The organism is Amycolatopsis vastitatis, assembly GCF_002234595.1.
GTDB classification, from domain to species: Bacteria; Actinomycetota; Actinomycetes; order Mycobacteriales; family Pseudonocardiaceae; genus Amycolatopsis; species Amycolatopsis vastitatis.
In genome coordinates, this window is record NZ_NMUL01000012.1 from 91,700 (window position 1) to 105,731 (window position 14,032).

Below are 14,032 nucleotides of genomic sequence, written 5' to 3' on the forward strand. Positions count from 1 at the left end.
CCCACACGGCGTGACCAAAGGGTCAACTCGCGTGATTAAAAGGTCGACACGCGTGATCAGAGGGTCGACACGGCTCGCCGGTCCTCGTTCGCCGTGTCGACCCTTCAATCACGCGTGTCGGCTTCCCCATCACGCGTGTCGGTGGTTCCGTCACATGGCGGGGCCGTTGATGGCTCGGCGGAAGAGGGTTTCGATCTCGTCGCGGGTGGGACGGGGGTCGGCCAGGGCGGCCTGCATCAGGAGGCCGCAGAACAGGCCCGCCAGGAGACGGCCGGTCAGGGGGTCGGTGCGGGAGCCGAAGAACGCGATGAGCGCGTCGTCCCAGGCCGCGCTCGCCTTGCGGAGCGCCGGCCGGTGCAGGGCCGCGACGTACAGGTCGTACTCGACGACCGTGTCGCGGTACTGCTCGTTGATGTAGCCCATCACCAGGTCGGCGAGCGCCGCGGCGAAGTCGGCGTCGGGCGGGAGCGCGGACTCCCACTCCTTCAGCGCGTGGACGTTCTTCTCGGCCGCCTCGTGCAGGGCGACTTCCAGGAGGTCGTCCAGCGTCGCGAAGTGGTAGGTCGTCGAGCCGAGCGGGACGCCGGCCGCCGCCGCCACCGAACGGTGCGTGACCCCGTCGATCCCGCGCTGGGCGACCACCTCGATCGCCGCCTTGGCGATCCGCGCGCGCCGTTCGGGGTCGTTCGGACCGCGGCGCCTCGTCGCGCCGGGTTCGCTGTTCGTCATCAAACCCCCTTGTGGACATCTGTACACACTTCGCGTACAAATGTACGCACTCAAGGCACCGAGCAGCCACTACCGATCCGGGAAGGGCCGCATGAAGGACCTCCACATCGACGGCATCTGGACGGACGCCGGCACCCACTCCGACGTCCTGAACCCGGCCACCGGCGAGGTCGTCGTGACCGTCGCCGAAGCGGGGAAAGCCGAGGTCGACGCCGCCGTCAGAGCCGCCAGGCGGGCCTTCGACGAGGGCCCGTGGCGCCGCACCACCGCCGGTGAACGCGCCGGGCTCCTCCGCAAGACCGCCGACCTCCTGGTCCGCGACCGCGAAGAACTCGCCCGCACCGAGAGCCTCGACACCGGCAAGACGCTGGGCGAAGGCCGCATCGACATCGACGACGTCACCAACGTCTTCCGCTACTACGCCGACCTCGCCGACAAGGACGCCGGACGCCTGGTCGACGCGGGCAGCGCGACCGTCGTCAGCCGGATCGTGCACGAACCGGTCGGCGTCTGCGCCCTGATCGCGCCGTGGAACTACCCGCTGCTCCAGATGTCGTGGAAGGTCGCGCCCGCCCTCGCCGCGGGCAACACCGTGGTCCTCAAGCCGAGTGAAGTCACCCCGCTGACGACGATCAAGCTGGTCGCCCTCCTCGAGGAGGCCGGCACGCCACCCGGCGTCGTCAACCTCCTGCTCGGCGACGGCCGCGTCGGCGCGGCGATGGTCGAGCACCCGGCCGTCGACCTCGTCTCCTTCACGGGCGGCTACGCGACCGGCGAGAAGATCATGACCGCCGCCGCCAAGGGTGTCCGCCGCGTCGCCCTCGAGCTCGGCGGCAAGAACCCGAACGTGGTGTTCGACGACGCCGGCTACGAAACCGCGCTCGACTACGCCCTGATGGCGGCGTTCGTCCATTCCGGACAAGTCTGTTCAGCGGGCGCGCGGCTGATCGTCCAAGATGGAATCCATGACCGGTTCGTCGCGGACCTCGCCGCGCGCGCCGACCGGATCCGCGTCGGGAACGGCCTGGACCCGGAGACCGAGACGGGCCCGCTCGTTTCGGCTCAGCACCGCGCGAAGGTCGAGGGCTACATCGAGAGCGCCCTCGAAGCGGGCGCGAAACTCGAAGCGGGCGGCAAACGGCCGGAGGGACCGGAGTACGAAAGCGGCTTCTTCTTGCGCCCGACCGTTTTTTCCGGTTGCACCCGGGACATGGCGATCGTCCGGGAAGAGGTCTTCGGCCCGGTCGTCACCGTGGAACGGTTCACCGAAGAGGCCGACGCGATCGCGCTGGCCAACGACACCGAGTACGGGCTCGCCGGAGCCGTGTGGACGTCGGACGCGTCCCGCGCCCAGCGGGTGGCCGGGGCCCTGCGCCACGGCACCGTGTGGATCAACGACTACCACCCCTACCTGCCGCAGGCGGAGTGGGGTGGTTTCGGCAAATCGGGTATCGGCCGCGAGCTCGGGCCGTCCGGGCTGGCCGAGTACCAGGAGAGCAAGCACATCTACCAGAACATCGATCCCGTTCCGCAGCACTGGTTCAAAGGCTGAATTCCCCTCCCCCACCACGTGAGGACGTTGCCATGACCACTCAGGAAATACCGGCGGGCGGGGGGCCTGCTCCGGACGACAGCTCCGAACTCGAAAAGTTCGGCTACCGCCAGGAGCTCGAGCGCTCGCTCGGGTCGTTCTCCAGCTTCGCCGCCGGGTTCAGCTACATCTCCATCCTCACCGGCGTGTTCCAGCTGTTCTTCTTCGGCTTCGGCTCGGGCGGCCCGGCGTTCATCTGGACGTGGCCACTGGTCTTCGTCGGCCAGGCGGCGGTCGCCCTGTGCTTCGCCGAGCTGGCCGGGCAGTTCCCGCTCGCCGGCTCGGTGTACCAGTGGGCCAAGCAGATCGCGAAACCCGCGACGTCGTGGCTGGCCGGCTGGATCATGATCATCGGCGCGATCGTGACGGCGGCGGCCGTCGCGGTCGCCTACCAGATCATCCTGCCGCAGGTGTCGACCGCGTTCCAGATCGTCGGCAGCGACGACGACGCCGGCCTGACGTCGACGCCCGGTGGCGCGCAGAACGCCATCATCCTGGCCCTGGTGCTGGTGGTGTTCGCCACGATCATCAACATCATCGGCGTCAAGCTGATGGCGAAGATCAACAACTTCGGGGTCGCCGTCGAACTCGGCGCGAGCGTCCTGCTCGTGATCGCGCTGGCCATCCACATCAAGCGCGGTCCGGGCCTGGTCTTCGACACCGCCGGCACCGGCGAGGGTCACTCGTTCGGGTACCTCGGGGCGTTCCTGGTGGCGTCGCTGATGAGCGCGTACGTCTTCTACGGCTTCGACACCGCGGGTTCGCTGGCCGAGGAGACCACCCAGCCGCGGCGGCACGCCCCGCGCGCGATCCTGCGCGCCATCACCGCGGCGTTCATCGTGGGCGGGCTGATCATGCTGTTCGGCATGATGGCCGTCGGCGACCTGAGCGCCAAGGAGCTGAGCACGTCCGGCATGCCGTACCTGCTGAAGAGCACCCTCGGCGAAGGACTGGGCGACGCGTTCCTGATCTGCTCGGCGATCGCGATCACCGTCTGCTGCCTCGCCGTGCAGACCGCCGCCATCCGGATGACGTGGGCGATGGCCCGCGACGGCCGCCTGCCGTTCAGCAACGCGATGGCGAAGGTGTCGCCGCGGTCCAAGACCCCGGTGCTGCCCGCGCTGCTCACCGGCGGCCTCACCGTCGTCGTACTGCTGATCAACCTCGGCAACCAGCGGGCGTTCTTCATCCTGACCTCGACGGCGATCATCCTGTTCTACATCCCCTACCTGATGGTCACCGGCCCGATGCTCGTCCGGCGCCTGCGCGGCGGCTGGCCGCGGCCGGAGCACGGGCCGTACTTCAAGCTGGGCCGCTGGGGCACGCTGGTGAACCTGGTCGCGGTGGTCTACGGCGCGGCCATGACGGTCAACCTGATCTGGCCGCGGGCCGAGGTCTACGGCTCCGACCACTGGTACTTCCAGTGGGGCGCGGTGATCGTCACCGCGCTGATCGTGATCATCGGTGCGATCATGCTGTACGTCCGGCGCCACACCTGGGGCTCGGCGCACACCAGCCCCGAACACATGCCCGACGCGGCTCCGGATTCCCTGCCCGGCTAGGAGGACGCATGAGTTCCGATACCTACGACTTCGTCATCGTCGGCGGCGGCTCGGCGGGCTGCGCGCTGGCGAACCGGCTGTCGGCCGACCCCGCGAACAAGGTCCTCGTCCTGGAAGCGGGCCGGTCGGACTACAAGTGGGACGTCTTCATCCACATGCCGGCCGCGCTGACCTTCCCGATCGGGTCGAAGTTCTACGACTGGGGCTACCGCAGCGAGCCCGAGCCGTACCTGAACCGCCGTCGCGTCTACCACGCGCGCGGCAAGGTGCTCGGCGGGTCGTCCAGCATCAACGGGATGATCTTCCAGCGCGGCAACCCGATGGACTACGAGCGCTGGGCGAGTGATCCCGGGATGTCCACTTGGGACTACGCGCACTGCCTGCCGTACTTCAACCGGATGGAGAACTGCCTCGCGGATCCGCCGGACGGCCAGTGGCGCGGCCACGACGGACCACTGGAGCTGGAGCGCGGCCCGGCGTCGAACCCGTTGTTCACCGCCTTCTTCGACGCAGCCGAGGAAGCGGGCTACCCGCGCACCGACGACGTCAACGGCTACAAGCAGGAGGGCTTCGCGGCGTTCGACCGGAACGTCCGAAAAGGACGGCGGCTGTCCGCCGCCGGCGCGTACCTGCACCCCGTGATGGACCGGCCCAACCTCACGGTGAAGACCCGCGCGTTCGTGTCGCAGGTCCTCTTCGACGGCACCCGCGCGGTCGGCGTCGAGTATTCGCAGGGCCGCGGTGTGCCGGGTGAGGTGTACGGCAAGGAGATCATCCTCTGCGGCGGCGCGATCAACACCCCGCAGCTGCTGCAGCTCTCCGGCGTCGGCAACGCCGCCGACCTGGAGAAGCTCGGCATCGACGTCGTGAAGGACCTGCCGGGCGTCGGCGAGAACCTGCAGGATCACCTGGAGGTGTACATCCAGTACGCCTGCAAGCAGCCGGTTTCGATGCAGCCGTCGCTGGCGAAGTGGAAGCGGCCCTACATCGGCGCGCAGTGGCTCTTCCTGCGGTCCGGACCGGCCGCCACCAACCACTTCGAGGGCGGCGGGTTCGTCCGGTCCAACGACGAGGTGAAGTACCCGAACCTGATGTTCCACTTCCTGCCGGTGGCGATCCGCTACGACGGATCGGCGCCCACGGAAGGGCACGGCTACCAGGTGCACGTCGGCCCGATGTACGCCGACACCCGCGGCTCGGTGAAGATCACCTCGACCGACCCGCGGCAGCACCCGGCCATCAAGTTCAACTACCTGTCGACCGAAAACGACCGCAAGGAGTGGGTCGAGGCCGTCCGGGTGGCGCGGAAGATCCTCAACCAGCCCGCGCTGGAGCCGTACAACGGCGGGGAGATCTCGCCGGGGCCGTCGGTGGAGACGGACGAGGAAATCCTCGACTGGGTCGCCAAGGACGCCGAGACGGCGCTGCACCCGTCGTGCACCGCGAAGATGGGCGTCGACGAGAAGTCCGTCGTCGACCCGCAGAGCATGCGCGTGCACGGCACCGAAGGCCTGCGCGTGGTCGACGCGTCGGTCATGCCGTACGTGACCAACGGCAACATCTACGCGCCGGTGATGATGACCGCCGAGAAGGCGGCCGACCTCATCCTCGGCAACACCCCCCTGGACCCGATCAAGCTGCCGTTCTACCGGCACGGGGAAGCCGCCGCTCGCTGACCCGGACGTCGTCGCGCCCGTACCGCCATCCCCGGTACGGGCCTTCGGCGTGCCCGGAAACACCGTTACGCGGTAACGGAAAACTACCGGAGCGTATCCCCTTGACGAGGGTTCGGACGACACTCAGACTTGTTGCGTATCACAGTTGATGTTCCCCCATGCGCAACACCTCGGAGGCGCCATGATTCGCGCGTGCACGGTGGACGAGCTGCCCCCCGGTGAGTCGGTCCGGATCCCCGGCCCGCCCGCCATCGCGGTGTTCCACACCGAGGACGGCGAGCTGTACGCCATCGGCGACACGTGCACGCACCAGGATGCCTCCCTGGCCGACGGCTGGCTCGAAGGCTGCTTCGTCGAGTGCCCGCTGCACGCGGCGCTGTTCGACCTGCGCACGGGCATGCCGACCTGCCTGCCGGCGAAGGACCCGGTGCGCACGTACGCCGTGGTCGTCGACGAAGGCGTGATCTACGTCCAGGGCGTGGCGAACGAGGACGCCGCGTGAAGCGCGTCGCGGTCGTCGGCGCTTCGCTCGCCGGGGTCCGCGCGGCGCAGGAGCTGCGCGCGCAGGGGTACGACGGCGGGATCGTGCTGATCGGCTCGGAAACGCACCTGCCCTACGACCGGCCGCCGCTGTCCAAGGGCTTCCTCGCCGGAACGGCCTCGCGCGAGTCGCTGGACCTGCTCGACGCGGGCGATCTGGCGTCCCTGGCCCTGGACTTCCGGCTGGGTGTCCGGGCCACGGCACTGGAACCGGCCAACCGCCGCGTGCTGCTGTCGGACGGGACGTCGGTGCACGCGGACGGCGTCGTCGTCGCCACCGGCGGCCACGCGCGCACGCTGCCGGGCTTCGAGGGCGCCCACACGCTGCGGACTCTCGACGACGCTCTGGCTTTGCGCGCAGCTTTGGTCGCCGGGGCCCGCGTGGTCGTCGTCGGGGCCGGGTTCATCGGGGCCGAGGTGGCCTCGACGTGCCGTTCCCTCGGCCTCGACGTCGTCGTCCTGGAAGCTTTGGACGCTCCGCTGGCGCCGGTGCTGGGCCCTTCGCTGGCCGCTGTCTGCGCCCGGCTGCACCTCGACCACGGCACGGACCTGCGTTGCGGAGTCCAGGTTTCCGGGCTCTCCCCGGCCGGAGTCGAGCTGGCGTCGGGCGAGCTGGTCCCGGCCGACGTGGTCGTGACGGGCGTCGGGATGACACCGGCGACCCGGTGGCTGGCGGGCTCGGGTTTGAAGGTCGGCGACGGCGTCCACACGGACGCGGGGCTGGTGACGTCGCTGCCTCAGGTCGTGGCCGTGGGCGATGTCGCCCGGTACGGGGGACGGCGGCACGAGCACTGGACGAACGCGTCGGAGCAGGCACCGGTCGCGGTGGCGAACCTGCTGGCCGGGCACACCGCGCGCACGTACACGCCCAGCGGATACGTCTGGTCGGACCAGTACTCGGGGACCTTGCAGCTGGCCGGGCATCCGCGCCCGGACGACACGCTCACCTACGTGGACGGCGATCCGTCGTCGGGTTCGTTCGTGGCGACGTTCTCGCGGGACGGCGTGACGGTCGGGGTCTTCGCGTTGAACAACGCCAAGCTGTTCAACCGCCTGCGGCGGCAGGCCCTGCGCCGCCCGGCCGTCGTCTGAAAGTCTCAACCGGCGGTTCAAAGATACGCTTCAGGGGCATGGAGCTGAGTCTTGACGAGCTACGGGCGTTGACGGGCTGGGCCGCGGCCTGCGCCTCCCGGGTCCTGCCGCTGATCCCGGACGACCCACGCCCGGCCGCGGCGATCTCGGCGGCGCGGGAATTCGCCGCGGGCGGCCCACGCACCAAGGCCCTGCGCACGGCGGCATGGGCGGCACTGGCGGCGGCCGGCGCGACCGCCGATCCGGCGGCTTCGGCGGCGGCCCGCGCGGCGGTCGGGGCCGCAGGTGCGGCCTACCTGCATCCCTTGGCATCTCCCCACCAGGTCAAGCACATAGTGGGCCCGGCCCAGCAGGCGGCGCTGGCCCGCGAGCTGTCCGGCGGTTCCGCGGAGGAGGAGATCGAGTGGGCCCTCTCGCAGGCCCCGCCGGAGGTTCGCGAACTGCTGCGCCGCTTTCCCACGGGCAAACCGGGCCGGACTCGCCTTGGCGAGTTGCACCGCAGGCTGGAGACGGCCCTCCGCGGACAGCCGTGACGAGTTGTCCACAGCCCGGCCATAACCGGCACCCCACCCAGACCTCCCCTGCCACCCCGATACGAAGCCAGAACACGGACGGTAGCGCCGGGTCAAGGCACGCTTTCCCGCCTTGACGCGGTGCTGCCGTCCGTAGTCACAATCCGGCTTCGGGGTGGTGGGTCAATGAGTGCTACCTGCAACGACAAGACTGTGCCGGACCCCTGCCGGCGAGCTGCTGCCTAGCGCGAGAGTTCGTCCAAATCGGACTCCAGCCGGGCCCGCCAGGTCCACCGCCGCTCCGTCGTGTCCACCCCTTCCAGAGCCGGCGGCCCCAACGGCAGCGCCGGATCGCTCACCCCGAACGTCACCCGGTACGCCAGCACCGACGCGGCGGTCCGGATCCACGCGTCGCCCGAGGTGCCTGACGGCGGCGCCACCCCCAGCGCGTGGCCGAACCACGCCGGCAGCAGGGCGTTCGACCCGAGCGCGTCGGTGATCCGGGTCCGCAGCCGGACCTGCAGGTCGTGCCACGCGCGCTCGGCGCGTTCCAGCTGCGGCACCACCCTGGCCTCGACCGCGTCGGCCTCGCGCAACGCCAGCTTCGCCTGGTCCGCCGCCGCGACAGCCGCCGGGATCTCCTCGTCCAGCAGCGTCCGGCGCCGGGTCGTCAACGCCCGCAGCCGCGACTCCGCGTCGCCGCGGCCCCGGGAAGCGCGGTCCGTCGACGCCAACACGCCGATGACCTCCAGCAGGTCGGCATCGCACCGCAAAAGCGCCCCGCGCACCGTGTCCAGGTGCGTGATCTCCTCCGCGTACCTGGCCCGCTGCTCCTTCGTGACGAGCTCCTTGTGCAGGTCGTCCCAGCGCGCCGCCTCGGCCGCGAGCGCCCGGGTCTCCGCGCCGACGTCGTCGAGGTCGGCCCGCGGCACGCCGTCGGCCACGCGCACCGCGCGCTCCAGGGCCTGCACCTGCTGCTGCAGCCGCTCCAGCTGCCGGCCGAAGAGGTCCAGCCGGTCCTCCTGGCGGCCGCCCTCGCCGCGGTCGAGGCGGTCGGTCAGGGCGGCGACGTCCTGACGCAGGCGATCGTCGGTCTCCTCCACCGCCGCGCGCAGGCCGTCGACCGTCGCGAACAGCTCGTCGAGGTCTCTGCGCGCCAGTTCGGCGGGCTCCTCGTAGTAGTCCTGCGAGAACTCGGGATCGTCGCCGTAGGTCGCGTAGCCGTGGCTCATGGGATCCGGCTTTCCCGCCACAGCAGCGCGCACGTGCCCGCGACGCCCACCGCCGTCAGGCTGGTGAAGACGGCAGCCGCGGACCACGGGACCAGCGCCGGGACCAGCACCGCCGCCGTGACGCTGCCCGCCCACGCGCCCCGCCGCCGCTCGCGGATGACGTCGGCGACGCGGCGGACCGGGCCGAAGCCGATCCACAGGCCCGCGGCGAACAGCGGGACCAGCGCGAACAGCCACAGCGGCGAAAGCACCTCGAACAGCACCAGCGCCCCGGCGACCAGCGGCACCAGCACCGGCGCGGCCGCGAAGTACACGACCGCGCGCTGTGTCGCCGCGTGCCGGGACTCGAGCTCGGCGTTGGCGAGCCGGTGCTTGGCCTCGTCGAACGCCAGCTCCGCGTCCAGCAGCCGGTGGGCCGTCGCGACCAGCTCGTCCATCGTCGCGACGTCCTCGGGCGGGGTCGCCAGCCCGTCCCGCAGGTCCTGCTTGAGCCGGGCGACGCGCCCTTCCGCGAGGTCGCGGTCGTGCTGGGCCGGAGTCGTCACGCGAACACTTTAAGTGCCACGGCCGTCACCACCGGCCAACTCGGCCGGTGAGTCGTCACAGGTCGCCGAGAGCGGTGACCGGCGATTCGACGCAGTCGGCGACGAACCGCAGGAACCCGCCCGCCGTGCCGCCGTCGCAGACGCGGTGGTCGAAGGCCAGCGTCAGCTCGCACACCTTCCGGGCCGCCAGTGCGCCGTCGACGACCCACGGGCGGTCGATGATCCGGCCGATGCCGAGGATCGCCGCCTCCGGGTGGTTGATGATCGCGGCCGAGCCGTCGACGCCGAAGACGCCGTAGTTGTTCACGGTGAAGGTGCCGCCGGTGAGGTCGGCGGGCGCGAGCTTGCCGTCCCGCGCGGTGCGTGCGCGGTCGCCGATCGCCGCCGAAAGCTCCCGGGTGGACAGCTCGCCCGCGTCCCGTACGACCGGCACCACCAGGCCGCGCCCGGTCTGCGCGGCGAAGCCGAGGTGGATCTTGTCGAGCAGCACGATCTCGTCGCCTTCGACGCGCGAGTTCAGCTCGGGGTACCGGCGAAGGCCCGCGACGGCGAACCGCGCGATCAGGCCGAGCAGGCTCACCGGCCGGTCCGTCTTGGCATTCAGTTCCGCCCGCGCGGCGACCAGCCCGGTCGCGTCGACGTCCACCCAGACCGTCGCTTCCGGGATCTCGCGCCGCGACGTCGTCAGCTTGTCGGCGACGGCCTTGCGGACGCCGGTGAGCGGGATCCGCCTGCCGCCCTCAGCGGGCTTCTTCAGCAGCGTCTCGACGTCGGAGCGGCGGATGATCCCGTCCGGGCCGGTGCCGGTGACCTTCGCGAGGTCGATCCCGTTGTCGGCGGCCAGTTTCCGGACGAACGGCGAGATCACGCCGGGCGCCTGCTTCGGCCGCGCCGGTGCCGGGGCACTCACCGCACGCCGGGCACGCTTGCGCCGCGTAGCGGGCGCGGTGCCGTACCCGATCAGGACGTTCCCGCTCCCGGAAGTGACCCCGGGTTCGGCAAGTCCGCCGACGCTCAGCAGCGGCGCGCCGACCGGCAGCAGCTGCCCCGGCTCGCCGTGCAGCGCGGACACCACGCCGGCGAACGGCACCGGCACCTCGACCGCCGCTTTCGCCGTCTCGACCTCGACGACGACCTGGTCGACGTCGACGGTGTCGCCGACCTCGACCCGCCAGTCCACGATCGCCGCCTCGGTCAGGCCTTCGCCGAGGTCCGGCAGCAGGAAGTCAGGCACCGGCCACCACCGGGGTGTCGTCCCACTGCAGCCGGGCGATCGTGTCGAGGATCCGGTCGACGTCCGGCAGCTGGTGGCGCTCGAGCTTCGGCGCCGGGTACGGGATGTCGAGGCCGGTCACCCGGAGGACGGGCGCGTGCAGCTGGTGGAAGCACTGCTCGGTGACGCGCGCGACGACCTCGGCGCCGTAGCCGCCGAAGCCCGCGGCTTCGTGCACGACGACCGCGCGTCCGGTGTGGCGCACGGAAGCCGTCACGGTTTCGTCGTCGAACGGCGACAGCGAACGCAGGTCGACGACCTCGACGTCCCAGCCCTCGGCCGTCGCGGCCTCGGCGGTCTCCATCGCGGTGGCGACCATCGGGCCGTACGCGATGAGCGTGACGTCCTTGCCGGGGCGCCGGATCACGGCCTGGTCCATGGCCGGGCCGGAGCGGGTGAAGCTGACCTCCTCGGCCGACCAGTAGCGGCACTTCGGCTCGAGGAAGATCACCGGGTCGGGTGACTCGATGGCGTCGCGAAGCAGGTCGTACGCGTCCTGCGCGGTGCCCGGCGTGACGACGCGCAAGCCCGCCGTGTGGGTGTAGTAGGCCTCGCTGGAGTCGCAGTGGTGCTCGACGCCGCCGATGCCGCCGGCGTAGGGGATGCGGATCACCATGGGCAGCGAAAGCGCGCCACGCGTGCGGTTGCGCAGCTTCGCCACGTGCGAGGTGATCTGCTCGAACGCCGGGTAGGCGAAAGCGTCGAACTGCATCTCGACGACCGGGCGGAACCCGCCCATCGCCATCCCGACGGCGAACCCGACGATGCCGGACTCCGCCAGCGGCGTGTCGAAGCAGCGGTCCTCGCCGAAGTCGGCGGTGATGCCGTCGGTGACCCGGAAGACACCGCCGAGCGTGCCGACGTCCTCGCCGAACACGAGCACGCGGTCGTCGTCCTTGAGCGCGTCCCGCAGGGCCGCGTTGAGCGCCTGCGCCATCGTGGTCGTCATCAGGCCTCCAGTTCCGCGTGCACCATCGCCCGCTGGGCTTCGAGCTGGCGGGTCGGCTCGGCGTAAACGTGGTCGAACAGCGACATCGGGTCGAGCTCGGGTTCGGCGTTCAGGGCGTCGCGGACGGACTGCGCGAACGTCTCGGCGTCGGCCTTGAACTGCTCGATTTCGTTTTCCTGCAAGGCTTCCCGGCCCTTGAGGTAGGTCTCGAGCCGCTTCAGCGGGTCCGCTTCGCGCCACCTCTCGACTTCGCCGGCTTCGCGGTAGCGGGTGGCGTCGTCGGCGTTGGTGTGCGAGTCGATGCGGTAGGTGTGCGCCTCGACGAGGACGGGCCCACGGCCTTCGCGGGCGTGCTTCACTGCGTCGCCGAGGACGGCGAGGACCGCGACGGCATCGTTGCCGTCGACCTGTTCCGAACGCATGCCGTAGCCGATGCCCTTGTACGCCAACGCGGCCGCGGCGCTCTGCTTCTCGAACGGCACCGAAATGGCGTAGCGGTTGTTCTGCACGAAGAACACCGCGGGCGCCTTGAAGACGGCCGCGAAGTTGAGCGCTTCGTGGAAGTCGCCTTCGCTGGTGGCGCCGTCTCCGATGAGCGCGAGCGCGACGCCGTCTTCGCCACGTCGCTGCATCGCGTGGGCCAGCCCGGCGGCGTGCAGAGTCTGCGTCGCGAGCGGAGTGCACTGAGGGGCTACGCGCGTCTCGGCGGGGTTGTAGCCGCAGTGCGCGTCGCCGCGAAGCAGTGTCAGGACTTCGCCGGGCTTCAGGCCGCGGGCGACGAGGGCGACGGAGTCGCGGTAGGTCGGGAAGAGCCAGTCGTGCTCGTTCAGCACCAGCGCGGCGGCGACCTGACACGCCTCCTGGCCGGCGCTGGAGGGGTAGACGGCGAGGCGGCCCTGCTTGGTGAGCGCGGTCGCCTGGACGTCGAACCGGCGGCCCAGGACCATCAGCCGGTAGGCCTCCTTGAGGAGGCTCTCCGGGGGCTCGGCGTACGCGCCGTGCCGGCCGGCGGGCGTCCCGTCCTCGGCGACGAACCGCACCGGCGACGCGGACGGCAGCAGGGTCTCCGCGACCATGACGCACACCACCTCTCGCAGACATATGATGCTGAAATGGTGGTTCTCGGCGGTGTTGTGTTCAAGGGTTGGCGAAAATGAGCGACAAACGGTCTCCCACGACCTCTCCGTCGGACCAAACGTCCACTGGTGTCCTGGCTCACGGGGGTCTTCCGGGACGAACGGTTCCGGTCCTGGACGACGTCGACCGGGCGATGCTGGCGGAGCTGTCCGCGGACGGCCGGCTGGCGGTGCGCGCACTGGCGGAGCGCCTGCACATCTCACGGACGAACGCGTACGCCCGGCTGGAGCGTCTGCTGGCGGAGGGCGTGATCACGGGCTTCGGGGCCCGGATCGATCCACGCCGGGCGGGCCTGGGCACGTCGGCCTACATCATGGTGACGGTCGAGCAGACGTCCTGGCGCACGATGGCGACGGACCTCCACGAAATCCCGTACGTCGACCACGTGGCCCTGGTCGGCGGCGACTTCGACATCCTGCTGCTGGTCCGCGCCCCGGACAACTCGACGCTCCGGGACGTCGTCCTGGAACGGCTGCAGGCCCTCGACGGCGTGCGCTCGACGCGGACCTGGCTGATCTTCGAGGAGCTGCCGGGTTCGGTGCTGAGCTGATCCCGCGCGCTCAGCCGAACGTCCACGCCAAGACCGTCTGTCCTTCCTCGGCAACCCCGCCGGCCGCGCGGTAGGTCGCGTTCGCCGCCGCGTTGTCCCCTTCGGTGACGACCCACATGCCGTAACAGCCGCGCTCGCGAGCCAGTTCCGCGAGCGCCGTCACCAACGACCGGCCGAGGCCCCGCCCGCGGAAGCCGTCGTCGACGCCCAGTTCGTACAGGAACATCTCGGTGCCCTTGTCCGGGTGGGTCGTCTCCACCCCGGTCACCATGCCCGCCGGGACGTCGTCCACGTACGCGACCAGCAGGTGGTGGCCTTCGGCAGCGAGGAAGCGCTCGGCGGCGTCCGGACGCGGGGGATCGTCGAACAGGTGCCCGGCCGCCAGGAGCGGATCGAGCGAGACCACCTGGCGGATGTCCATGGGGCAGCACCTTTGCCCGCCAGTGCCCTTGACCGCAAGAGCATTACGCGTTAAGCGTGGCCCCACCACCGAGCGACTCTTATTTTATGTCGAGAATTAACAGGCCGTCCAAACAATCGAAACGCTTGACGCCGCCCGCGCGGCCGATGAGGATCAGCCGGTCCGCCGTTCATCGCAGAATGGACCAGACCATGGCCAGAAGATCCCGCGCGTGGTCCCGTGC

The 14,032-nt window shown here is 70.5% G+C and carries 14 protein-coding genes; 7 read left to right on the forward strand and 7 right to left on the reverse strand.

Features of this window, described 5'->3' with window-relative positions:
- Positions 1-150 precede the first annotated feature (150 nt).
- Complete coding sequence (locus CF165_RS14590) at positions 151-729, reverse strand: TetR/AcrR family transcriptional regulator (protein WP_093948046.1); 579 nt, start codon at positions 727-729, stop codon at positions 151-153.
- Between the two features lie 91 nt (positions 730-820).
- On the opposite strand from CF165_RS14590, the gene CF165_RS14595 reads away from it, so the two are divergent.
- From CF165_RS14595 to CF165_RS14620, 6 genes are all read left to right on the forward strand, one after another.
- Positions 821-2,281, forward strand: a complete 1,461-nt coding sequence (locus CF165_RS14595) for an aldehyde dehydrogenase family protein (RefSeq protein ID WP_093948466.1) — start codon at positions 821-823, stop codon at positions 2,279-2,281.
- 32 nt (positions 2,282-2,313) lie between these two features.
- Complete coding sequence (locus CF165_RS14600; protein WP_093948047.1) at positions 2,314-3,882, forward strand: amino acid permease; 1,569 nt, start codon at positions 2,314-2,316, stop codon at positions 3,880-3,882.
- Between the two features lie 8 nt (positions 3,883-3,890).
- Positions 3,891-5,558: a choline dehydrogenase gene (betA, locus tag CF165_RS14605; RefSeq protein ID WP_093948048.1), complete on the forward strand. Its 1,668-nt coding sequence runs from the start codon at positions 3,891-3,893 to the stop codon at positions 5,556-5,558.
- Positions 5,559-5,739: 181 nt separating this feature from the next.
- Positions 5,740-6,060 carry a bifunctional 3-phenylpropionate/cinnamic acid dioxygenase ferredoxin subunit gene (locus CF165_RS14610; protein WP_093948049.1) on the forward strand — a complete coding sequence of 107 codons (321 nt, stop codon included), beginning with the start codon at positions 5,740-5,742 and terminating at the stop codon, positions 6,058-6,060.
- Entirely contained in the window at positions 6,057-7,190 is a 1,134-nt protein-coding gene (locus CF165_RS14615) for an NAD(P)/FAD-dependent oxidoreductase (protein ID WP_093948050.1), read from the forward strand. The genes CF165_RS14610 and CF165_RS14615 overlap by 4 nt, the downstream gene beginning before the upstream one ends.
- Before the next feature lie 38 nt (positions 7,191-7,228).
- Complete coding sequence (locus tag CF165_RS14620; protein ID WP_093948051.1) at positions 7,229-7,723, forward strand: putative immunity protein; 495 nt, start codon at positions 7,229-7,231, stop codon at positions 7,721-7,723.
- Between the two features lie 221 nt (positions 7,724-7,944).
- On the opposite strand, the gene CF165_RS14625 is transcribed toward CF165_RS14620, so the two are convergent.
- Genes CF165_RS14625 through pdhA form a run of 5 tightly spaced genes read right to left on the reverse strand, consistent with a single transcriptional unit; the run spans position 7,945 to position 12,777 of the window.
- A complete protein-coding gene (locus tag CF165_RS14625; RefSeq protein ID WP_093948052.1) occupies positions 7,945-8,934 on the reverse strand; it encodes a hypothetical protein in 990 nt (329 codons plus the stop codon).
- The gene (locus tag CF165_RS14630; RefSeq protein ID WP_093948053.1) at positions 8,931-9,479 is read right to left on the reverse strand and encodes a hypothetical protein; all 549 of its coding nucleotides are present in this window, start codon (positions 9,477-9,479) and stop codon (positions 8,931-8,933) included. The genes CF165_RS14625 and CF165_RS14630 overlap by 4 nt, the downstream gene beginning before the upstream one ends.
- Positions 9,480-9,534: 55 nt before the next feature.
- Positions 9,535-10,713 (reverse strand): dihydrolipoamide acetyltransferase family protein, encoded by a 1,179-nt coding sequence (locus tag CF165_RS14635; RefSeq protein ID WP_093948054.1) that lies wholly within the window; start codon positions 10,711-10,713, stop codon positions 9,535-9,537.
- Entirely contained in the window at positions 10,706-11,701 is a 996-nt protein-coding gene (locus CF165_RS14640) for an alpha-ketoacid dehydrogenase subunit beta (RefSeq protein WP_093948055.1), read from the reverse strand. Before CF165_RS14640 ends, CF165_RS14635 begins: the two co-directional genes overlap by 8 nt.
- Positions 11,701-12,777, reverse strand: coding sequence for a pyruvate dehydrogenase (acetyl-transferring) E1 component subunit alpha (pdhA, locus tag CF165_RS14645; protein ID WP_167441443.1), 1,077 nt, complete (start codon positions 12,775-12,777; stop codon positions 11,701-11,703). The genes CF165_RS14640 and pdhA overlap by 1 nt, the downstream gene beginning before the upstream one ends.
- Before the next feature lie 134 nt (positions 12,778-12,911).
- On the opposite strand from pdhA, the gene CF165_RS14650 reads away from it, so the two are divergent.
- Positions 12,912-13,388, forward strand: a complete 477-nt coding sequence (locus CF165_RS14650; RefSeq protein WP_093948468.1) for an Lrp/AsnC family transcriptional regulator — start codon at positions 12,912-12,914, stop codon at positions 13,386-13,388.
- Positions 13,389-13,398: 10 nt separating this feature from the next.
- Here CF165_RS14650 and CF165_RS14655 read toward each other — a convergent pair whose 3' ends face one another.
- Positions 13,399-13,809, reverse strand: coding sequence for a GNAT family N-acetyltransferase (locus tag CF165_RS14655; RefSeq protein ID WP_093948056.1), 411 nt, complete (start codon positions 13,807-13,809; stop codon positions 13,399-13,401).
- Positions 13,810-14,032: the final 223 nt, after the last annotated feature.

Excerpts from the sequence above, each read along its gene's own strand:
- CF165_RS14655 (WP_093948056.1), bottom strand. The coding sequence starts at position 13,809 with ATGGACATCCGCCAGGTGGTCTCGCTCGATCCGCTCCTGGCGGCCGGG.
- CF165_RS14610 (WP_093948049.1), top strand. The coding sequence starts at position 5,740 with ATGATTCGCGCGTGCACGGTGGACGAGCTGCCCCCCGGTGAGTCGGTC.
- CF165_RS14625 (WP_093948052.1), bottom strand. The coding sequence starts at position 8,934 with ATGAGCCACGGCTACGCGACCTACGGCGACGATCCCGAGTTCTCGCAG.
- CF165_RS14620 (WP_093948051.1), top strand. The coding sequence starts at position 7,229 with ATGGAGCTGAGTCTTGACGAGCTACGGGCGTTGACGGGCTGGGCCGCG.
- CF165_RS14590 (WP_093948046.1), bottom strand. The coding sequence starts at position 729 with ATGACGAACAGCGAACCCGGCGCGACGAGGCGCCGCGGTCCGAACGAC.
- CF165_RS14600 (WP_093948047.1), top strand. The coding sequence starts at position 2,314 with ATGACCACTCAGGAAATACCGGCGGGCGGGGGGCCTGCTCCGGACGAC.
- CF165_RS14640 (WP_093948055.1), bottom strand. The coding sequence starts at position 11,701 with ATGACGACCACGATGGCGCAGGCGCTCAACGCGGCCCTGCGGGACGCG.
- pdhA (WP_167441443.1), bottom strand. The coding sequence starts at position 12,777 with ATGGTCGCGGAGACCCTGCTGCCGTCCGCGTCGCCGGTGCGGTTCGTC.
- betA (WP_093948048.1), top strand. The coding sequence starts at position 3,891 with ATGAGTTCCGATACCTACGACTTCGTCATCGTCGGCGGCGGCTCGGCG.
- CF165_RS14595 (WP_093948466.1), top strand. The coding sequence starts at position 821 with ATGAAGGACCTCCACATCGACGGCATCTGGACGGACGCCGGCACCCAC.